Origin of the sequence: Buttiauxella gaviniae (assembly GCF_040786275.1) — a bacterium.
Classification (GTDB): domain Bacteria; phylum Pseudomonadota; class Gammaproteobacteria; order Enterobacterales; family Enterobacteriaceae; genus Buttiauxella; species Buttiauxella gaviniae_A.
On the sequence record NZ_JBFMVT010000002.1, the window covers coordinates 1645600 to 1666750 of the forward strand.

At 53.1% G+C, this 21151-nt stretch carries 20 protein-coding genes; 9 read left to right on the forward strand and 11 right to left on the reverse strand.

What is annotated here, in order from left to right:
• Positions 1-24: 24 nt before the first annotated feature.
• Together AB1E22_RS08325 and rhaB are read right to left on the reverse strand one after the other, a co-directional pair.
• On the reverse strand, positions 25-1284 hold the full coding sequence (locus AB1E22_RS08325; RefSeq protein ID WP_367594905.1) for an L-rhamnose isomerase: 1260 nt from the start codon (positions 1282-1284) through the stop codon (positions 25-27).
• Positions 1281-2753 (reverse strand): rhamnulokinase, encoded by a 1473-nt coding sequence (gene rhaB / locus AB1E22_RS08330; protein ID WP_367594906.1) that lies wholly within the window; start codon positions 2751-2753, stop codon positions 1281-1283. The genes AB1E22_RS08325 and rhaB overlap by 4 nt, the downstream gene beginning before the upstream one ends.
• 301 nt (positions 2754-3054) lie before the next feature.
• Between rhaB and rhaS the strand changes: the two genes are divergently transcribed.
• Both rhaS and rhaR read left to right on the forward strand, forming a co-directional pair.
• A complete protein-coding gene (rhaS, locus tag AB1E22_RS08335; RefSeq protein ID WP_367594907.1) occupies positions 3055-3891 on the forward strand; it encodes an HTH-type transcriptional activator RhaS in 837 nt (278 codons plus the stop codon).
• Positions 3892-4047: 156 nt separating this feature from the next.
• On the forward strand, positions 4048-4896 hold the full coding sequence (gene rhaR, locus AB1E22_RS08340; RefSeq protein WP_367594908.1) for an HTH-type transcriptional activator RhaR: 849 nt from the start codon (positions 4048-4050) through the stop codon (positions 4894-4896).
• On the opposite strand, the gene rhaT is transcribed toward rhaR, so the two are convergent.
• On the reverse strand, positions 4897-5931 hold the full coding sequence (gene rhaT, locus AB1E22_RS08345) for an L-rhamnose/proton symporter RhaT (RefSeq protein WP_367594909.1): 1035 nt from the start codon (positions 5929-5931) through the stop codon (positions 4897-4899).
• Positions 5932-6169: 238 nt separating this feature from the next.
• A complete protein-coding gene (locus AB1E22_RS08350; RefSeq protein ID WP_367594910.1) occupies positions 6170-7591 on the reverse strand; it encodes an arabinose isomerase in 1422 nt (473 codons plus the stop codon).
• Between the two features lie 274 nt (positions 7592-7865).
• On the opposite strand from AB1E22_RS08350, the gene sodA reads away from it, so the two are divergent.
• The gene (gene sodA / locus AB1E22_RS08355) at positions 7866-8486 is read left to right on the forward strand and encodes a superoxide dismutase [Mn] (RefSeq protein ID WP_120065883.1); all 621 of its coding nucleotides are present in this window, start codon (positions 7866-7868) and stop codon (positions 8484-8486) included.
• A gap of 77 nt (positions 8487-8563) precedes the next feature.
• Positions 8564-9238: a 6-hydroxyaminopurine reductase gene (yiiM, locus tag AB1E22_RS08360; RefSeq protein WP_367594911.1), complete on the forward strand. Its 675-nt coding sequence runs from the start codon at positions 8564-8566 to the stop codon at positions 9236-9238.
• 64 nt (positions 9239-9302) lie between these two features.
• Here yiiM and cspE read toward each other — a convergent pair whose 3' ends face one another.
• Complete coding sequence (cspE, locus tag AB1E22_RS08365; RefSeq protein WP_034499351.1) at positions 9303-9515, reverse strand: transcription antiterminator/RNA stability regulator CspE; 213 nt, start codon at positions 9513-9515, stop codon at positions 9303-9305.
• Positions 9516-9791: 276 nt separating this feature from the next.
• Positions 9792-10502 carry a DUF3053 domain-containing protein gene (locus tag AB1E22_RS08370; protein WP_367594912.1) on the reverse strand — a complete coding sequence of 237 codons (711 nt, stop codon included), beginning with the start codon at positions 10500-10502 and terminating at the stop codon, positions 9792-9794.
• Positions 10503-11017: 515 nt separating this feature from the next.
• Here AB1E22_RS08370 and AB1E22_RS08375 point away from each other — a divergent pair.
• Entirely contained in the window at positions 11018-12400 is a 1383-nt protein-coding gene (locus tag AB1E22_RS08375; protein ID WP_367594913.1) for an MFS transporter, read from the forward strand.
• Between the two features lie 258 nt (positions 12401-12658).
• On the forward strand, positions 12659-12949 hold the full coding sequence (locus AB1E22_RS08380; protein WP_367594914.1) for an HTH-type transcriptional regulator: 291 nt from the start codon (positions 12659-12661) through the stop codon (positions 12947-12949).
• Between the two features lie 132 nt (positions 12950-13081).
• Here the strand turns inward: AB1E22_RS08380 and glyS are convergent, their stop codons facing one another.
• The 3 genes from glyS to AB1E22_RS08395 all read right to left on the reverse strand — a co-directional run bounded on the left by glyS (position 13082) and on the right by AB1E22_RS08395 (position 16493).
• On the reverse strand, positions 13082-15151 hold the full coding sequence (gene glyS / locus AB1E22_RS08385) for a glycine--tRNA ligase subunit beta (RefSeq protein ID WP_367594915.1): 2070 nt from the start codon (positions 15149-15151) through the stop codon (positions 13082-13084).
• Between the two features lie 9 nt (positions 15152-15160).
• A complete protein-coding gene (glyQ, locus tag AB1E22_RS08390; RefSeq protein ID WP_034460421.1) occupies positions 15161-16072 on the reverse strand; it encodes a glycine--tRNA ligase subunit alpha in 912 nt (303 codons plus the stop codon).
• Positions 16073-16181: 109 nt separating this feature from the next.
• Entirely contained in the window at positions 16182-16493 is a 312-nt protein-coding gene (locus AB1E22_RS08395; protein ID WP_367594916.1) for a YsaB family lipoprotein, read from the reverse strand.
• 145 nt (positions 16494-16638) lie between these two features.
• On the opposite strand from AB1E22_RS08395, the gene AB1E22_RS08400 reads away from it, so the two are divergent.
• Entirely contained in the window at positions 16639-17634 is a 996-nt protein-coding gene (locus AB1E22_RS08400) for an acyltransferase (protein ID WP_367594917.1), read from the forward strand.
• Here AB1E22_RS08400 and AB1E22_RS08405 read toward each other — a convergent pair.
• Positions 17631-18548 (reverse strand): GlxA family transcriptional regulator, encoded by a 918-nt coding sequence (locus tag AB1E22_RS08405; protein ID WP_367594918.1) that lies wholly within the window; start codon positions 18546-18548, stop codon positions 17631-17633. The two genes, AB1E22_RS08400 and AB1E22_RS08405, sit on opposite strands and share 4 nt — an antisense overlap.
• Entirely contained in the window at positions 18545-19087 is a 543-nt protein-coding gene (locus tag AB1E22_RS08410; protein WP_367594919.1) for an isochorismatase family protein, read from the reverse strand. The genes AB1E22_RS08405 and AB1E22_RS08410 overlap by 4 nt, the downstream gene beginning before the upstream one ends.
• Before the next feature lie 178 nt (positions 19088-19265).
• On the opposite strand from AB1E22_RS08410, the gene AB1E22_RS08415 reads away from it, so the two are divergent.
• The gene (locus AB1E22_RS08415) at positions 19266-20285 is read left to right on the forward strand and encodes a LacI family DNA-binding transcriptional regulator (protein ID WP_367594920.1); all 1020 of its coding nucleotides are present in this window, start codon (positions 19266-19268) and stop codon (positions 20283-20285) included.
• Positions 20286-20401: 116 nt separating this feature from the next.
• Positions 20402-21151, forward strand: coding sequence for a sugar phosphate isomerase/epimerase family protein (locus AB1E22_RS08420; RefSeq protein WP_367594921.1), 750 nt, complete (start codon positions 20402-20404; stop codon positions 21149-21151).

A 21151-nucleotide genomic window follows, 5' to 3' on the forward strand; every position in this document is an offset into this window, starting at 1 on the left:
TAGCGCCATCCACCGCCTGATTCATTAACTGCGTTGGCTTAAAACGTCTTTTTCATAATGACGAACCGCATCCAGCCACTGGGCATCAACCGGCGTATCATTGCGCTGGCAATACATCTCCCAGACCGCAGCCCACGGCAGCGATTTCTGTTCTTCCAGCAACGCCAGGCGCGCGGTGTAATCGCCCTCAAGCTCCATCTGACGCAGCGTTTCAGTCGGCTCCAGCAACGCACGCAGCAGCGCTTTTTTCATGTTGCGCGTGCCGATAACCCACGCGGCAATGCGGTTGATAGATGCGTCGAAGAAATCCAGGCCGATGTGTACGCGGTCGAACAGGTCGTGGCGGATAATTTCGCTGGCGATGGCCTGGGTTTCGTCATCAAGCAGCACCACATGGTCGCTGTCCCAACGAACCGGACGGCTGACGTGCAGCAGCAGGCGCGGCACGTAGAGCATGGCGCTGGAGATTTTGTCTGAGATCACTTCGGTTGGATGGAAGTGGCCCGCATCCAGGCACAGCGCGGTCTGGCGGCTGGTGGCGTAACCAAAATAGAACTCGTTGGAACCCACGGTGTAGCTTTCCGCGCCGATGCCGAACAGCTTGCTTTCAACCGCGTCGATATGATGTTGCGGGTTGAGTTTTTCGCTCATCGCTTCGTCGAGAGCCGCCACCAAACGCTGGCGCGGTGCGAGGCGGTCAACCGTGATGTCTTTCATGCCATCCGGGATCCAGATGTTCATCACCGAAGGTGTACCCAGTTGCTCGCCGAAATAAGCAGACACTTTGCGGCTGGCTTTAACATGGTCAATCCAGAACTGGCGGATTTCATCGTTGGCGTGAGAGAGCGTGAAACCATCGGCGCTTAGCGGGTGCGAGAAGCATGACGGGTTGAAATCGAGGCCCAGTTTGTTGGCTTTCGCCCATTCCACCCAGTTTTTGAAGTGTTCTGGTTTGATTTTATCCCGGGCGACCGGCTGGTCTGATTCCAGATAAATAGCGTGTAGATTCAGGCGTTTTGGGCCAGGGATCAGGCTTAATGCGCGTTCCAGATCCGAGCGTAATTCATGTGCATTACGCGCTTTTCCCGGATAATTCCCCGTCGCCTGAATCCCGCCGCTCAGCGTGCCTTCCGGATTTTCGAACCCGGCAACATCATCGCCCTGCCAGCAGTGCATAGAAACCGGCAAACGATCGAGCTGTTGCAGTGCGGCTTCAACATCAACACCGACAGCAGCAAAGCGCTGTTTTGCCAGTTCCCAGGCTTTTTCAAGAGATGTGGTCATGCGCAAAACTCCTTACGTTTTTGAAAATTTAGCGGGAACTGCGCGAGGTAACGGGCAATTTCGCTCTCTGTTTTGGGGGTAAAAGTGTTCAGTTCGTAGCTGGCGGCGACAATTTTGCGGAAGTCATCGACGTCGGTGATTTCGTCCAGCGCCATTAACTGGCAGCCGATATTGCCAAGCGTTGAGGCTTCAACGGGCCCGGCAAGCACCGGAATGCCGCAGGCATCGGCGCAAAGTTGGTTGAGCAGTGCGTTCTGGCTACCGCCGCCCACAATGTGCAGGTAGCTAAACGGGCGGCCACGAACGGTGGCGAGTTCTTGCAGCGTTTTGGCATAGAGCAGCGCCAGGCTATCGAAAATACAGCGCGCCAGTTCGTTATCCGTGAACGGCACCGGCTGGTTGCTTTCGCGGCATGCCGCCTGAATTTCGCGGCACATGCTTTCAGGGTTAATAAAACGATCGTCGTTCGGATTAATAACAAAGCGGCAGACGGCGGTCTTTTCGGTGCGATCGATAAGATCGACGAGATCCGTAATGCCCAGCTCTTTGGTGACGCGCTGCAAAAGCCACAGGCCCATAATATTTTTCAGTACCCGATAGCGCCCTTCTGCCCCGCCTTCATTGGTGATGTTGGCAGCCAGTGCCGCGCTATTGGCGTACGGTTTTTTGCTCTCAAAGCCCATCAGCGACCAGGTGCCCGAGGAGAGATAAGCGGCATCTTTATCTTTAAGCGGCGCACCGATAACGGCGCTGGCGGTGTCGTGAGTCGCCACGCTAACCACCGGAATTTTGTTCCCTTCGCGGCAAATCCACTGGCCGATAACACTGCCCGGGTGCGTTGGCGTACCGAACCATTTACGCGGCACGCCCGCCCAGTCGAGCAGCGTTTCATCCCAGCTATCGCTGTTGATATTCACCAGTTGCGTAGTGGTGGCGTTGGTATATTCCCAGTTCAGAACGCCGGTCAGGCGGTAGCAAAAATAGTCCGGGATAAGCAGTGCATGTTCGACTTTATAGAGCTGCTCTGGCTGCTGTTCTGCCAGGGCGCGAAGTTGATACAGCGTGTTGAAAGGCAAAAACTGAATGCCGGTACGGCGGTAAATATCTTCACGCCCTAACTGTGTAAAAGCGATGTCCATAACGCCATCGGTGCGGCTATCACGATAGGAGACAGGCTGCCCGACGCGATTGCCGTCGCGGTCAATCAGCACGTAATCAACGCCCCAGGTGTCGATGCCAATACTGTCGATTTTCAGACCTTCATCGCAGGCTTTTTGCAGCCCGGTGCGGATCTCATGCTCCAGCGCATCCACATCCCACACGGTCGTGCCATCAATCTGTTTTAAGCAGTTAGTGAAACGATGAATTTCACGCAGGCAAATGCTGCGAGTGTCGCGTTCAAAACGCGCCAGCATGACGCGGCCGCTTGAGGCGCCGAGATCTACCGCAACACTGTGGCGTAGAGTCATTTTGGGGGTCCTTGCTAAATGAATTGACCCCACTCTAAAAAGTAACGCAATCTGCCACCTTCTCGACACTGACAGCGCCCGACAGCCGCTGGCAAAGAAGCAAAGGTGAACGTGAGTCATGTCACAGATTCATGTTTATCACCCGAAAATGCCGCCTGTGACGATTCCCACACTTCCTGATAATTCCCGCCGTTTCTTAAAAAACGAACCGTTTTTAACCGGTTTTATGTCGAAAATTTAAGGTGCAGATGAGAATCGTTACCTACTATCAGCCAACAATTAAAAAGTTCCGGGGGTAATGATGACGGTATTACATGGTTTTGATTTTTTCCCATCAGGCAATGCGTCGGTGACTATTGAGCCGCGTTTGCCTCAGGCCGCCTTCCCGGAACATCACCATGATTTTTATGAAATTGTCATTGTTGAACACGGCACCGGTACGCATGTTTTTAACGGCCAGCCTTATACGTTAAGCGGCGGTTCCGTCTGCTTTGTGCGTGACCACGACCGCCATTTGTACGAACACACTGAAAACCTCTGTCTGACTAATATTCTTTACCGCGCCCCGGATGCATTCTGTTTTTTATCCGGCCTTGATAAGTTGCTGCCCCAGGAGCAGGACGGCAATTACCCGTCGCACTGGCGTGTGAATCAGCCGGTGCTGCAACAGGTGCGCGGGCTGATTGAACAGTTTGAGCAGATTGGCGAGGCGGCGGATACCCACGCCGTGGCGAACCGCGAAATTCTGTTTATGCAACTGCTGGTGCTGCTGCGCAAAGGGAGCATGATGGAAGGGGCGACAAACTCAGAAGGCCGTTTAAATCAGTTGATGGCCTGGCTTGAAGAGCATTTCGCCGAAGAAATTTGCTGGGAACAGTTGGCCTCGCAGTTCACGCTCTCTCTGCGCACCCTGCACCGCCAGCTAAAACAGCAAACCGGCATGACGCCGCAGCGTTATCTCAACCGTTTACGCCTGATGAAGGCCCGCCATCTGCTGCGCCACGGCGAAGAGAGCGTGACGGATATCGCCTTCCAGTGCGGTTTTGGCGACAGTAACCACTTTTCGACGCTTTTTAAGCGTGAATTTTCCTGGTCCCCGCGTGAAATTCGTCAGGGTCGCGACGCGCAACTTCAGTAATCGCGAAGGCAGTCACCGTTTTTTTAGCCCAAAAAGCCAATACTTGCCCGTTAGTTTGTCGGATGGCGCTGCGCTTATCCGACCTACGATGCGGGTTTTGTAGGGGATAAGCGCAGCGCCATCCACCGTTTAAATTTCGCTTTTTGAGGCATCACGGTGGCGGGTCATTTAATTCTGAAAAAAGCCGATTTCTTCGCCTCTGCCACGCAACCCGTGGCGGTGGCTGACCGCTATCCGCAAAACGTGTTTGCCGAACATACCCACGATTTCTGCGAGCTGGTGCTGGTGTGGCGTGGCAACGGACTCCATGTTCTGAATGACCGTCCGTACCGCATCACCTGCGGGGATCTGTTTTACATTCGCGCTGAAGATCGCCATAGCTACGAATCGGTTAACGGTCTGGTGCTGCATAATATTATCTACTGCCCGGAGCGGCTAAAACTCAACGTTGACTGGAACGATCTCCTGCACAGCGCAAGAGCGGCGGGAACCGACCCGCGCTGGCGGCTCAGCAGCCACGGCATGGCGCAGGCGCGTCAACTTATTGGGCAACTGGAACACGAAAGCGTAAAACAGGATGCGCTGTCGTTGTGCCTGACCGAAAGCCTGTTTCTGCAACTGTGTATTCTGTTGCGCCGCCACCGTTATCAGTCCCAGGATGCCGCCGGGCCAGGCAGCAGCGAAACGCTTGATTTACTGATGGCGGCGCTGGGGAAAAGCCTGGATGTTCCGTTTGAACTGTCGCAGTTTTGCCAGCAGCATCAGGTAACTGAGCGCCAGTTGCGGCAGTTTTTCCGCCAGCAAACAGGAATGACCATCAGCCAGTATTTACGCCAGTTAAGGATTTGCCAGGCACAGGATCTGCTGCGCCACAGCGAGCTGCTGATTGGGGACATCGCCACACGATGCGGCTTTGAAGACAGTAACTACTTTTCGGTGGTGTTTACCAAAGAGACGGGAATGACGCCACGGATGTGGCGCCAACGGTATACGGTGGAAGCGTAGTTATGCCGCCATACCTAAACCGACAATATTTGCCGCGATAATAATCACGACACAACCCACGCTCAGTACACCGACCGGACGAGTGCCCGCTGCTTTCCACTCTTTCATAATCAAGCCGACTAACCCGCCACACAGTACGTAGAAACTCATGTGCAGCATCCAGCTCATGTAGTCATACTGCGCCGGAATTTTGGCGTGCCCCCAGGCATAGAAGAAGAATTGCAGATACCACATCAAACCTGCGAGGGCGGAAAAAAGCACGTTGGTGATGATCAGCGGTTTTGCCAGCGAGAAGTCTGCTTTTACCGACAGATTCTGCAATTTTGCCAAACGAATGAAACAGTAACCGAGGTTGATCACCGCGCCGCCGCCCATAATGATGACGTAACTCGGCAAGGCGACATACAGCGGGTCAACGCCCAACGCGGCTGCGGCTTCATGCATCGGTTTTGCGGCGTCCATCGCAAAAGACATACCCGCCGAGAAGATGCCGCACATCACCGCCAGCGTCAGTCCTTTTTTCAGGTTGAACTCTTCGGCTTTAATGCCCATCTGGCGCTCTTTGAGCTGCCCCGCGCGCGTCACAATGGCTACTCCAATCAGCGCCACTAAAACCCCCAGCAGCGTCATTCGCCCGCCAGGCGTGCCGATAAGCACATCAAATTTTCCGGCAATAATAGGCGTCATTAACGTACCGACAATCAGCGTGATGCCAATGGCAATGCCGATCCCCATCGACATACCCAAATAGCGCATCGTCAGGCCGTAGTTAATATTACCGATGCCCCACATTGCGCCGAAAAGGAAGACCGGCAGCAGAGTCGAAGCGTTAAACGAACCGTAGTACGCCCAAAAATCAGGAAGCAGAATATAACTCACCAGCCATGGCAAAATTATCCACGAGACGAAACCGCCAATCGCCCACATAGTTTCCCATGACCAGCGTTGCACTTTCTTAAAGGGGGCATAGAAACAGGCGGCGCTGGCAGCGCCCACCAGATGCCATATGATCCCCATTGTTATTGCGTTACCCATTATCATCTATCCCCATGTTTTAACTGAAAATGTAGGGGGCAAAGCGGAATACCCCAATGCCCATGAGTCTAAAGAGTGAGCGATGGGGTAACCTTCCATGTGCTGCCGCGACCAGGATAAAACTGGCAAAATTCAGGGAGTGGGATTGACGAGGGTCACAGTTCTTTATCTGTAGATAGTTGAAGTGTTGTCGGGTGGCGCTGGCGCTTACCCGACCTACGATAGTATTTTTGTTTAATTAACAGATTTTTACGGCCTGCACCCCGAGCAGCCAGGCGAGTTTCTCCAGCACCGCGCCCTGATGCCCAAGGCCAATTGCGCAATGGTGAGCGGGCCCGCCGAGACACCATTGGGTGGTGAAATCACGGGCCGACAGCGGGAATCGATAGCGGCTGTTGGTATTGCCAATATCCAGCACTTCGCCGGGGACGGCTTCCCCTTCGGCATACTGCAAACGCACGCCGTTTTGCGCATCTTCCACAATTGAGAGGAAAGTGACCGGCCCTGGTTTGACCGTCATCTGAATGGAAACGCCTTTGCCGGGTTTGCCGTGATAAACCGGCAGCGGCACCAGCTTAACGTCACCTTCTGCCATCAGCAGATGTGCTGGCCCATCGTGGCCCCAGAGCACCACATCATCGCCAAACTCAATTCCGTACGGCTCGGAGAACGACCCACCTGCGCCAAGCAACTGCTGGATTTTCATCGCCAGCACGTTTTTAATCTCATACTCCCCGGCGACGGGAATGCCGCGGCTTGTCAGCAGCGTGTTGCCGAGAATAATCGACGTGATGATGTTTTCGTAGGCATTGCCGTTACGCCCTTCGTAGTAATACGCCAGCGCGCCGAGGCGGTTGTTTTCGATGAGTTTGTCCATCGCACAAGCCGTTTGCACCGCGCGATCTAATTCAGCTTTTTCACAGGAGGGATCGATTTGCAGCGATGATTCCACTTCCTGCCATTTTTGGGCGCGAGCAGGCTGGGAAACCTTCTCGCGGTATTCTGCCAGCTCACACATTTCCAGCGGTTTAAAACGCACGCCGAGTTTAGCGCTTAGGTTGGTCATATTGCTGTAAACGTCCACCATCCCGTCGTAATAATGCCCCAGAACGCCGACCTGGCACTCTGCCAGCCCTTTGCGCACCTCAAGCGCTTGCAGCCACTGCTCCGTCTCCTGCCAGACGTAGTCATCGCCTTTTAACGCGCCAACGATAAGTTGATAGCGAATGCCCGCCCGATTAAATACGTTTGCCAGTTCCGGGGCGCTGCACGCCTGGCAATGGGCGAGCCATTCGCCGGTGCGTTCACCGCGATCAGTCATATCACGGATTTTGCCGTACGGCAGGCCGGGCTCCGGCTGAAGCGCAAGGATAATCACCGGTTTATTTATTTTTTGCACCAGCGGCAGAACGGTGGAACTCAGGGCGTAAGTGCTGATGTAGAGCACAATGGCATCAACCGGCTGTTGTTGAAGCTGAAGGGAAAAAGTATCGGCTTTGGCGACGCTATCGATCAGCCCCCCATTAATCACTGACGCGCCAGATTGTGCGAGGCGTTGATCGATTTGCTGTAAGTAACCGGTGAGGCGCTGTTCCAGGCCAGAAAATTGTGGCCAGTAGGTATCAAGCCCGATACCAAAAAGGGCGACATTCAGGGACATGATGATGCTCCAGGCTGATGAATGAGCGCCGACTATCACCCTAATTGCCCGGCACTTCCTTTGCGTTAATGCCAGGTTCTGGTGCGTATGGCAAAAAACGATTTATCCACCTGACAATGCTCACATTTTCGCCATCATCACAAAAAGTTATAACCTTATTAAAAGTACGGCATTGATAATCATTTTCAATATCATTTAATTAACTATAATGAACCAACTGATTACGCGGCGTTAACAGCTTGTTCGCCGTTCGATAATAATGGAGATGATGAATATGAGTTATACACTGCCATCCCTGCCTTACGCTTACGACGCCCTGGAACCGCATTTCGACAAACAAACGATGGAAATCCATCACAGCAAACACCACCAGGCGTACGTGAATAACGCGAATGCAGCGCTGGAATCCCTGCCAGAGTTCGCAAGCCTGCCGGTTGAAGAGCTGATCGCCAAACTCGATCAACTGCCTGCCGACAAAAAAACCGTTCTGCGTAACAACGCGGGCGGCCACGCTAACCACAGCTTCTTCTGGAAAGGCCTGAAAACAGGTACCACCCTGCAAGGTGACCTGAAAGCCGCCATCGAGCGTGACTTCGGTAGCGTTGACAACTTCAAAGCAGAATTTGAGAAAGCAGCCGCCACTCGCTTCGGCTCCGGCTGGGCATGGCTGGTTCTGAAAGGCGACAAACTGGCTGTGGTTTCTACCGCAAACCAGGACAGCCCTCTGATGGGTGAAGCTGTCGCTGGCGTATCCGGTTTCCCAATCGTGGGTCTGGATGTGTGGGAACACGCTTACTACCTGAAATTCCAGAACCGTCGTCCTGACTACATCAAAGCATTCTGGGATGTGGTGAACTGGGATGAAGCGGCTGCACGTTTTGCTGCAAAAAAATAAGTTGCAAAGCAACTGACGAGAAGCGAGCCTGATGGCTCGCTTTTTTTATAGCTGTCGTCGGGCACAGGGAGGAACAGATGCACTATCCGCTAAACGTTTATATCGGCAAAATTCGCGAGTACGAAGGCAGCAGGCCGAGCGCTATCGCTAAGTATCAGGTGGATGGCGAACTGCGGCTGACCGAACTGGGCCTGGAGGGCGATCAGCAGGCTGAAAAAATCATTCATGGCGGGCCGGATCGTGCGCTGTGCCACTATCCGCGTGAACATTATATTCACTGGGCGCGTGAGTTCCCTGAGCAGGCTGAACTCTTTACCGCCCCGGCCTATGGCGAAAATTTATCGACCGAAGGGCTGACGGAAAAAAACGTCTATATTGGCGATATTTTCCGTTGGGGCGAGGCGCTGATTCAGGTCACGCAGCCGCGTTCACCCTGCTTCAAGCTGAATTACCATTTTGGCATTAGCGAAATCTCGTCTTTGATGCAGCAGGCGGGTTATTGCGGGTGGCTTTATCGGGTGGTAATGGCGGGAAAAGTGTCGACGGAATCACCGCTGGAGCTGGTTTCTCGGGTGAGCGATGTGACGGTTGCAGAAGCGATTGCCACGGCGTGGCATATGCCGTTTGATGACGAACAGTATCATCGTTTACTTTCGGCGGCAGGGCTGTCCGTAAGCTGGACGCGCACAATGCAGAAGCGCCGTCTGGTAGGGAAAATCGAAGATAATTCCCGGCGTCTGTTTGGGAAATAAACCGTAGAAACGAAAAAACCCGCCGAGGCGGGTTTTTAAATTCTTAGCTTTGCTAACGCTAACCTTACAGGCTAGTTACGTTACCAGCAGCTGGGCCTTTAGCACCACTTTCGATGGTGAAAGAGACTTTCTGGCCTTCGTCCAAAGATTTGTAGCCATCGTTCTGGATAGCAGAGAAGTGTACGAACACGTCTTTTGAGCCATCGTCAGGAGTGATGAAGCCGAAGCCTTTGTCAGAGTTGAACCATTTTACCAGACCAGTCATTTTGTTAGACATAGATATTACCTTTTAAATTAAATTTGCCTTCCGGCGCTATTGGAATGTTTTACAGATTTTTTAAAGCGATAAAGGAAGGTAGATCACGTCGAAGGGTATCTATGATAACTCTTTGAGGACTGCGTTACTAAACTGCTTAAAGGTTCTGTGCTTCAAACCGATGGATGCATTAACACATATTCAAGACATGAATGGCAAGGTTTATTTTAGCCATCCACAGGGCTGGAGCTCAAGCCAGCTCTGGGAGTCCCCGCCTTTCGACGGGGAACATCATCATTACTGCATGGAGCTTTGTGCAGCAGAATAAGCCTGCATAAACGCCTGATGCTGTGACGCCAGCGGCCCAATCAGCGAGTTATACTGGCTGGCCTGCTGTGAAGTTGGGAACTGAATACCACCGGCTGCAAAACCAACCTGAGTCCCCTGCTGCTGGATGAAATCACCCACTTGCACCAGTTGAGCGGTGAAAGTTTGTGCCGCAGGAATCAGCGGAGCCATGGCGCTGGCCGGAGCCGTGACCACTTTCTCATAAACTTTGTCGTAAACCGCTTTCAGATCGTCCGGCTGTTTCAGCGTAGAGCGCGCGCTGTCTGCCTGCATTTTGGCATTCTGCACCTGTTGGCCTAACACGTTCAGCGAACCGTTCGCCTGGCGCAGAGGTTCGCGCTGCGTCATGTAATCTTGCGGAACACGAATGCTGTTTACGCTATCGGCGACAGGCTTCATGCCCTCGTCCATTGCCTGGTTCACCTGTTGGGAGAAGCCATACAAAATCGCGTAATCAGACACCAGCGGGCCAAACTGCTTTTTCTGGTCGGTTGTCAGCGTCGGCAGGCGTTCACCGCTGCGCATCGCCGTATTTTGCAAGAAATCGATGAACGCCTTACGCTGATCGCCTTCTTTATCAAAGCAACCACTCAGGCTCACCACCATTAAAATTGCCGCAAGCGGCGCAAACCAGCGTGACCAGGACTTACCTGTCGCCATCTTTTCTACTCCTTTCACCATTCAGTGCTAAAGCGCAAATACATACCCAATAATGCTGCTAAGGATAGTCCAACCTGCCTTCGCAAGATACCCTTTGTCCATAATCTATTAAGGCAAATTTGAAAAGCGAATAGTCACAATTTACACCGGCTTATCGAGATAATTCCCGTTAATCGTCACAAGCATGTCTTGTAAGAATGGCGCCATCAAAAATCAATGTTACTCAATTGTTAACCCCCTCACAAATCTGGTGACGGCCAGTCGCCGAAAAATCAATTTCAACTTATTAATATTGAACAACTTATTTCATTCAGTCACTTAACCCGCGCTTAATCAGTACGATAATCGCACACAAACCCCTGTTCGATGATTGCCCAATAGCCTGCTGAGTGGTTTGATTTAACGAACGATTAACGAATTTGTGTTCGATAATCGAACATTTCAGGTTAACTCCAACAAACGCTGGCCCGCCCTACACTCTGGTCGTCGTTTGCTACTTTTGCAGGACTTGCCTTATGACAAAGACAACAACGACTGATATTCAGGCATTTATCAACAACAATCGCTTTTCGAAATACCAGTGGATGATCCTCGTCCTGTGCTTCATCACCGTGGCGCTGGATGGCTTTGATACCGCAATTATTGGTTTTATCGCCTCCGATCTGGTTCAGGAATGGGGCGTGCAGAAATCTGACCTGGGGCCGGTAATGAGTGCCGCGCTGGTGGGTTTAGCGGTGGGCGCACTGACCGCAGGCCCAATGGCAGACCGCATCGGGCGTAAAAAAGTACTGGTGCTATCGATTCTGGTGTTCGGTGGTTTTAGCCTGCTGACAGCGTTTGCCACAAGCCTAACCTCCCTCGCCCTGCTACGTTTTCTGACCGGGCTTGGCCTCGGGGCGGCAATGCCAAATGCGGCAACGCTGATGTCCGAATACGCACCTGAACGTAAACGCGCTTTGCTGGTGAACCTGATGTTTGTCGGCTTTCCAATTGGCTCGTCGATGGGCGGTTTTGTTTCCGCGTGGATGATCCCACATTATGGCTGGCAAAGCGTGCTGGTACTGGGCGGAGTAATGCCGCTTATCTTGTCGGTCGTGTTGATGATTTGGCTACCGGAATCGGCACGTTATCTGGTGGTGAAGAACAAACCGCAGAAAGATATCGCCACCATTTTGCGTCGTATCGCGCCGCTCCCATCGGGTGAAAACCTGCGCTTTGTGCTTAACGAAGTGGGCGGTCATATGAAAGATAAAACCGCGCTTGGGGTGATTTTCTCACCGCGTTACTTGGTGGGCACCTTAATGCTGTGCCTGACCTACTTCATGGGCCTGCTGATTTTCTATCTCCTGACCAGTTGGCTGCCGCTGCTGATTCGTGAAACGGGCGCAACGCTTAGCCAGGCATCGATCATCACCGCTTTGTTCCCACTGGGCGGGGGTATTGGCGTGCTGATTATCGGCGCGCTGATGGATAAGCTGAACCCGAATAAAGTGGTTGCGGTTGGCTATTTGCTGACGGGCCTGTTCGTCTGCCTGGTCGGTTTTTCCACCTCAAGCCTAGTGCTAATGGGCATTATGGTATTTATCGCAGGCACCATCATGAACGGCGCACAATCTTCGATGCCCGCGCTGGCTGCGGGGTTCTACCCGACACAGGGGCGTGCAACGGGCGTGGCGTGGATGTTAGGACTTGGGCGCTTCGGCGGGATTCTCGGGGCGTTTAGCGGTGCATTCCTGATGCAGGCCGAACTCTCCTTCAAAACTATTTTTATGCTGCTGGCGATTCCGGCTGTGCTTTCAGCTACCGCGTTAATGGTGAAATCCTGGGCGAGCCATCGCGTTCCGGGCGAAACCCGGACAGAAAATCACGAGCTGGATAAAGCTACGCAAAAAGCATGATGGCGAAATTTGACACTTCGGCGGGCTCGTCCCGCCGTTTTGCATAAATAATCTATCCATTTACAAATTTATACTTACCCCCACTCTGCGCAGGTTTATCAATTCCTTATGCCGCTTAGCTTTTTTGCTGAAACGCATAAGCCACTTTCTGCTAAAAATTAGTTAGCCTGAAAACCATCGGTACGCTTTTTTTCCAACTACTCTTAATGAGCTTCTTACGTGTTCACTGTCCATTGTGTGATTTATGAGGAGTACTCGATGGAATATAAAGATCCAATGTATGAACTACTGAGCAACCTCGAGCAGATTGTTTTTAAAGATAAACCGCAAACGATGGCTCTTAGTGATAAACCCAATGCCTTTTCTGAATTTGAACAACTCAGAAAAAGCACCGGGCTGAAGATTGATGATTTTGCCCGAGCGATGGGCGTAAGTGTTTCGATGGTGCAGGAGTGGGAATCAAAACGACTCAGACCCTCCAATACCGAGCTGAAGTTGATGCGCTTAATGCAGGCGAATCCAACAATCAGCAAGCAATTGATGGAATGATTTTGTACTTTGTACCCTTATTATTGCCTTAACCAAAACCCCGCCAAATGCGGGGTTTGTCGTTTTTGACGCTTTAAAACAAAAAAACCGCCGAAGCGGTTTTTTTACATTACGTCATGCTTAACGTCGTGCTTATTGCAGCAGAGAAATATCTGCTACCTGTAAGAACAGTTCACGCAGTTTGGAAAGCAGCGTCAGGCGGTTAATACGCAGCTCTTTATCTTCTGCGTTAACCATCACTTTGTCGAAGAACGCATCCACCGGCTCGCGCAGGTTAGCTAATTCTTCCAGCGCTTCCTGGTAACGGCCTTCAGCGAAGAACGGTTCCAGTTTGTCACGCAGCACAACCAGGTGAGTGGCCAGGCGGATCTCTTCGGCTTCTTTCAGAACGGAGGCGTGAACGTGGTCGTTCAGTTGTTCGTCTGACTTCGCCAGAATGTTGGAGACGCGTTTGTTAGCCGCAGCCAGCGCCGCCGCCGCTTCCAGAGAACGGAAGTGGGACACCGCTTTCATACGCGCATCGAAATCTGCCGGTTTGGTTGGACGACGTGCCAGCACGGCCTGGATAGTATCCACGCTGTGGCCCTCTTCCTGATACCAGGCGCGGAAGCGGCCCAGCATAAAGTCGATGACTTCGTCCACAACCTTCTCGTTGGTCAGCTTGCTGCCGTAGAGGCGCACGGCTTCTTCGGTCAGGGTTTGCAGATCCAGCGGCAGGTTTTTCTCAACGATAATGCGCAGCACGCCAAGAGCGGCACGACGCAACGCAAACGGGTCTTTATCGCCTTTTGGATGCTGGCCGATGCCGAAGATACCCGCGAGGGTGTCCATCTTATCGGCAATCGCAACCGCGCAAGCCACCAGGTTAGACGGCAGTTCATCGCCCGCGAAACGTGGCTGATACTGCTCGTTGAGCGCAACCGCAACGTCTTCGGCTTCGCCGTCGTGACGCGCATAGTGCATGCCCATCACGCCCTGGGTGTCGGTAAACTCGAACACCATGTTGGTCATCAGGTCGCATTTGGACAGCAGACCCGCACGCGTTGCATGATTCACATCCGCGCCGATTTGGCCCGCAATCCAGCCTGAAAGGGCTTCGATGCGGTTAGTTTTGTCGCGCAGCGTACCGAGCTGTTGTTGGAACAGCACGGTTTCCAGACGCGGCAGGTTATCTTCGAGGCGCTTTTTACGGTCGGTATTGAAGAAGAACTCGGCATCCGCCAGGCGTGGACGCACAACTTTCTCGTTACCAGAGATAATCTGCACCGGATCTTTCGACTCGATGTTGGCAACAAAGATAAAGTTCGGCAGCAATTTGCCGTCGTTGGCGTAAACCGGGAAGTACTTCTGGTCACCTTTCATGGTGTGAACCAGCGCTTCCGCAGGCACCGCGAGGAATTTCTCTTCGAATTTCGCGGTCAGAACCACCGGCCATTCCACCAGAGAGGTCACTTCTTCTAGCAGGCTTTCGCTCAGATCGGCTTTACCACCAATGTTGCGAGCCGCTTCTTCAGCGCCTTCTTTGATCACGGCTTTACGCTGCTCGTAGTCAGCAATGACTTTGCCGCGCTCCAGCAGAATTTCAGGGTACTGATCGGCATTGTCGATAGTGAATTCCGGCTCGCCCATAAAGCGATGGCCGCGAATCACACGATCGGACTGAATACCCAGAATGGTGGCTGGAATCACTTCGTCGCCCAGCAGCAGGGTGACAGTGTGAACCGGACGCACGAACTGAGTGTTGTTATCACCCCAACGCATCAATTTAGGAATCGGCAGTTTGGTCAGCGCGGTAGCAATCATTGCAGGCAGCAGCACTTGCGCGCTTTCGCCTTTAACGTGCGCGCGGTACATCAGCCACTCGCCTTTATCGGTTGCCAGACGTTCAGCCTGATCAACGGTGATGCCACATCCACGAGCCCAGCCTTCAGCGGCTTTGCTCGGTTTGCCTTCGGCATCAAAAGCGGCAGAGATAGCCGGGCCGCGCTTTTCAACTTCGCGATCAGGCTGCGCTTCGGCCAGATTAGCGATTTTCAGCGCCAGACGGCGTGGAGCCGCAAACCATTTTACTTCGCCGTGAGCGAGGTTCGCCGCATCCAGTTCCGCAGTGACGTTTGCAGCAAAGGATTCCGCCAGGCTGCGCAGGGCTTTTGGTGGCAGCTCTTCAGTGCCGATCTCCACCAGAAAAGTTTTTTCAGACATGGCAGCCTCTTATTTGTTCTTATTGCACATCGGGAAGCCAAGCGCTTCACGAGAAGCGTAATAGGCTTCGGCCACGGCTTTGGTCAGAGTACGAATACGCAAAATGTAGCGCTGACGTTCAGTCACTGAGATGGCCTTGCGGGCATCCAGCAGGTTAAAGCTATGCGCGGCTTTCAGAATGCGTTCGTAAGCAGGCAGCGGCAGTGGGTTTTCCAGCGCCAGCAGGTGCTGCGCTTCTTTCTCATACTGCTCGAAGCAGGAGAAGAGGAAATCCACATCGGCGTGTTCGAAGTTGTAGGTTGATTGTTCAACTTCGTTCTGATGGAACACGTCGCCATAGGTGGTTTTACCCAGCGGGCCGTCGCTCCACACCAGATCGTAAACGCTGTCTACGCCCTGGATATACATCGCCAGGCGCTCTAAACCGTAAGTGATTTCACCGGTAACAGGTTTACATTCCAGGCCGCCAACTTGCTGGAAGTAAGTGAACTGCGTCACTTCCATACCGTTGAGCCACACTTCCCAGCCCAGACCCCAGGCACCCAGCGTCGGGTTTTCCCAGTTGTCTTCTACGAAGCGAATGTCGTGAATCGTTGGGTCCATGCCCAGCTCTTTAAGCGACCCAAGGTACAGCTCCTGAATGTTGTCAGGAGAAGGCTTGATCACCACCTGGAACTGATAGTAGTGCTGTAAGCGGTTCGGGTTTTCACCGTAACGGCCATCGGTAGGACGGCGAGAGGGCTGCACATAAGCAGTCGCCATCGGCTCTGGCCCTAAAGCCCGCAGGCAGGTCATTGGGTGAGAGGTGCCGGCGCCGACTTCCATGTCCAAAGGTTGAACAATGGTGCAGCCCTGGCGAGCCCAGTAGTCCTGTAAAGTCAGGATCAGGCCTTGAAAGGTCTTGGTATCAAACTTTTGCATGTTGATTTCGCACGCGTTCGAGAGGGTTAAAAAGGGAAGCCGTCAGTATACCTGTTGAGTGCAAGATAAGCAGCCTACATTCAAGGGCTGTTTGCTCTCTATTGCAGGTTTATACCGTCGAAAGGTGCAAGAAATGACCATTTTCGTCAAACGAGCAGGTAAATCCTTCCCGGCGCGTCGTACTGCCCAAAATCTCATAGCTCCCCTGATACTGCTTAAAATCCACCACGCTGATGCGTTGAGCGCGTGTGTTATAGCGGTGCGCCGCTTCCTGTTTGCAGGTTTCGATCATTGCCTCGCCTTTGACCGCGCTAGGCTGCGCGCCCTGAGCATATTGTGTCTGCGTCTCCTGAGCGCTACAGGCGCTTAATAGCAGTGCTGCAAAAATCAGAACCCAGCGGCAATTTTTTATTTTTGGCATCATCATTCGTTATGTGTACGTTAAAATCGATATTGTTAATCAATAATTAACAGGTCTTTGGCATTCTGCAAACCCGCTCAGCGCCAGGCAAGCGAGAAAATGCACTCTCAGATAATTACCTGTTTAAGACGCTACAGAGGAACGAATGCAGCAAAAAATTAACTGGATTGATAACTTGCGCGGGATTGCGTGCCTGATGGTGGTGATGATCCACACCACAACCTGGTACATCACCAACGCAAATATTGTCACACCATTTAGTTGGGATTTATCGAATGTGCTGAACTCCGCTTCTCGTGTCAGCGTCCCGCTTTTTTTCATGATTTCAGGGTATCTGTTTTTTGGTGAACGCAGCGCGCAGCAACGCCACTTTTTGCGCATCGTCACCTGCCTGCTGTTTTATAGCGTCGTGGCTCTCATTTACATCAAATTGCTGACGCCGATTAACGCCGGGCTTTCGCTGCGCTACATCCTGCAAAAACCGGTGTTTTATCACCTGTGGTTCTTCTTTGCTATCATGGTTATCTACCTGCTTTCGCCGCTGATTCAGGTCAAAAAAGTCAACGCGATGGTGATTCTCGGATTGATGGTTTTGCTTGGCGTGGTAGCCAACCCCAATACCGTTCCGCAAACGCTGGGCGGCGTGAAATGGCTGCCAATTAATTTATATATACGCGGCGACACGTTTTATTACGTTCTGTACGGCTTGCTGGGCCGCGCCATTGGCATGCTGGAGACGGACAAACGCTGGATTAGCGGGTTAGCGGCGGGTTTATTCGCCCTGTGTATTTTTTCAATTTCAACCGGTACGCGCCACCAACTCGAAGTAAACGGTAATTTCGCAGACACTTTCTATGTTTATTGCGGGCCGCTGGTATTTATCGCCGCGATCAGTTTGCTGGTCGTCGTGAAAAACTGCCTCAATAACCGCCCGTTACCGGGGCTGACGTTAATTTCTCAGCATTCGCTGGGGATTTACGGTTTTCATGCGTTAATTATTCACTTCTTACGCACCCATGGTTATCAAATCACAGACTCGCCGATGCTGGATATTGTATGGATTTTTGGCGCAACACTGGCCGGAAGCCTGCTGCTTTCCATCATATTGCAGCGCATTGATACCCGAAAAATGGTGAGCTAAGCGTTACGGGCGCGGGCGCGATGCAATTGGCGAGGGGAAGAAAACCCTGCCGCCATCGCCGCCTGCTCCATTCTCTGCCCCTGCAATAAGCGCTGTTCGGCGACCGCCAGCCGCAGTTGTTCCAGATAATCGCGCACTGAAATCCCCAAATGCTGCTGAAAAAGGCGCGATAAATGGCGCGAACTCACATGGACTTTGTCTGCAATCTCTTGCACATCCCAGGGCGATTCAGGGGCTGCGGAGAGCAAATCTTGGGCACGATGCACCGCCGGATGAATGTGGTTGCGATAGCGCAGCCAGGGCGATAACTGCGGGTCATCTCCAGAGCGGCGAAACCACACCACCATCTCGCGCGCCACGTCCAGCGCAGCTTTTGGCCCACAATAGCGGTTAATCAGATGCAGGGATAAATCAATGCCAGACGTAATGCCCGCGCTGGTCCAGATCCCCCGGTCCTCCACAAAAATACGGTTATCTTTCACCTGCGCGGTGGGTGCCGCGGCGCGTAATCTTGCCAGTACATCGTGATGCGTGGTGCATTGCACACCGCCCATCAACCCGGCTTTTGCCGCCAGTAATGAGCCCGAGCAGATGCACATTAAATTGAGCTGCTGGCTGTGGATTTGCGGTTGCAGGCGCGTCAGCCAGCGGCGCACCTGCTCTGCCTGTGGCGTATCGAAGTAACGGTTCGAATCACAAACGCCCGGCAGCACCAGCAAACTGCCTTGCGCGAAACTTTCTGGCAGCGGTTCGATACCCGAAAAGTTAAGCCCAATCGACGTGGTGACGTGTGGGTCCGGGCCGATGAAATGCAGGTGAAAAGCGTCTCCCGCCAGCGCCAGCGTTTCCGCAGGGCCGGTGAGATCCAGCGCTAACACTCCGGGCAAAACCACGAACCAGACCCCAACACTCACGATAAAGACTCCAGGCACTCGGCAACGGTTTGAATTTCCGCAAAACGCCCCGCCAGCACCGTTTCGGTGCGGTGACGCAGCGTTGCGGCATCCAGCGTAACCCCTTTCCAGCTCATCGGGAAGGTGAGCGTTGCCTCGCTGACAAATGAAACGCGGTAACCCAAATCAGACGCCACGCGCGCGGTGGTTTCGCAGCATTGCTCGGTACGAATCCCGCAGATGATCAGATGGTTAATGTCACGGGTACGTAACCACAGGTCGAGGCCGGTATCGGTAAACGCATTGTGGACATGTTTCTGGAACGTGGCATCCGCCTGGTGGCGCAAGAAAGGCATCGCTTTTACATACCCGGAAGCCAGGGAAAACGCGCCCTCTTCGTCCACATGGAAGATGTCGACAACCGGAATGGTTAAATCCTGACAGCCGGAAATAAGCTGCGTGATTGCCTGCTGAAAGGCCGGAACATCATCTTCTTGCCAGTAGTCGCGATGGAAAAAAGATTGCTGCGTATCGATATTAATCAGAGCGGAACGGGACATTTTCGGACTCCTCATCAGTGGGTATGAGTCCATTGTGGCAAGGGTTTGCACTGTTGCTAATACCAAAAACGGACAGGATAAGGGTGAATTGGGACGCGTTGTGTTCGCATGGATTGCGTCATCCACCCGTTTAAATAAATTATGTTACTCTCCACAAAGTTACCTCTCGGAGACAATCATGATCAGCAAGGCAGCCCGCCCCACGATAAGCGACGTCGCGAAAGCGGCTAAGACCGGAAAAACCAGTGTTTCCCGCTATCTTAACGGCGAGCAAAACGTGCTGTCTGACGATCTGCGTTTGCGCATCGAAACCGCCATTGCGGCACTCGATTATCGCCCAAGCCAGATGGCGCGTGGCCTTAAACGCGGGCGCACCCGCCTGATTGGCCTTATCATCGCTGACATCACCAACCCCTATTCCGTTGACGTACTCAGCGGTATCGAAGCGGCATGCCGCGAAAAAGGCTTTACACCGCTGGTTTGTAACACCAATAACGAAGTGGATCAGGAGCTGCATTATCTGGATTTGCTGCACAGTTATCAGGTGGAAGGCATTGTGGTCAACGCCGTGGGAATGCGTGAAGAAGGGCTGAATCGCCTGCAACAATCTGCCCTGCCCATGGTGCTGATTGACCGCAAAATTCCTGATTTCGCCTGCGATGTGGTGGGGCTCGATAACACCCAGGCCGCAACTACCGCCACCGAACACCTTGTTGAACAAGGCTTTGAAGCGATTCTGTTTCTTAGCGAACCGCTGGGCACGGTGAACACTCGCCGCGAACGCCTGGACGCCTTTTACACCACGCTCAAACGCTACCCTGGCATCGTTGCTGAAAACGCGGAAGTCCCGTTACATGAAGCGGATTTACTGGATAACACGTTGCGCCAGTTCCACTCCGGCCACCGCGGCATGCGTAAAGCGGTGATCTCCGCCAACGGGGCGCTCACGCTTCAGGTTGCGCGATCTCTGCGACGCATTGGTCTGCACTGGGGCAGTGATATTGGCCTGTTAGGGTTCGATGAACTGGAGTGGGCTGAGCTTGCCGGCGTCGGCATCACCACCCTCAAACAGCCGACCTGGCAGATCGGTTACGCCGCTCTTCAACAAGTGGTTAAGCGCATCGAAGGGGGCGCTGACACCGTGCGTGAGCAGGTCTTTTCCGGTGAGTTAATCGTCCGCGGCTCAACCGTCCGATAATCTTTGTTCGTGATAGCGATCATAAATCAGGCATAGCTGGCTTTTCTTTGGAACCGGTTCCATCTAGCGTAATAGATACGTCAGGAAGTTGTGAACATTGATTGCCGGAGAAGTCCATGCCGAGAACCATTATTATCGTCACCGCCGCCTACGGTCATGACCGCATCGCCGCCCTCGGCGGCCAACAGGCACTGCTGCCGATCATCGCGAATGCCGGGGCTGATGGCGTGGAAATCCGCCGCGAATTGTTGAGCCACACGCAGCTTGATGCCCTGCCTGAACTTGCGCAGGAGATCACTCGCCATGGCCTCCAGGCCTGCTATTCCGCACCGGAGCCGCTGTTTGTCGAGGAGGGGAAACTTAACCCGTTAATCCCTTCTCTACTGCTTGAGGCCCACCAGCTTAATGCCCGTTGGCTGAAGCTCTCCCTTGGTCACTTCCGTGGAAGCCAGCAGTTTTCTCTGCTGCAACAGTGGCTTGAACAAAGCACCGTCGCACTGGTTGTGGAAAACGACCAAACCGCCTGCGGCAAACTCGCCCCTATGCAGCGCTTTCAGGCCGCCTGTAATGTGCTCAACCTCCCTGTGACGCTCACTTTTGATATGGCGAACTGGCTGTGGGTTGATGAATCCCCCGAAGCAGCAGCTCGCATGCTGGCACCCATGGTCAGCTACATTCACGTCAAAGCCGCCGTAGCTCACCATTATCACTACCGTGCAATTGCCCTGGATGACGCCGAACCACACTGGCTGGAACTGCTTAAAAGCCTGCCAGCCGATGTACCGCGCGGTATTGAATTTCCGCTGGAAGGCCGCGATCTGACGGCGGTCACCCGCCATTACGTCAACTTATTACGCGAGGAGTAA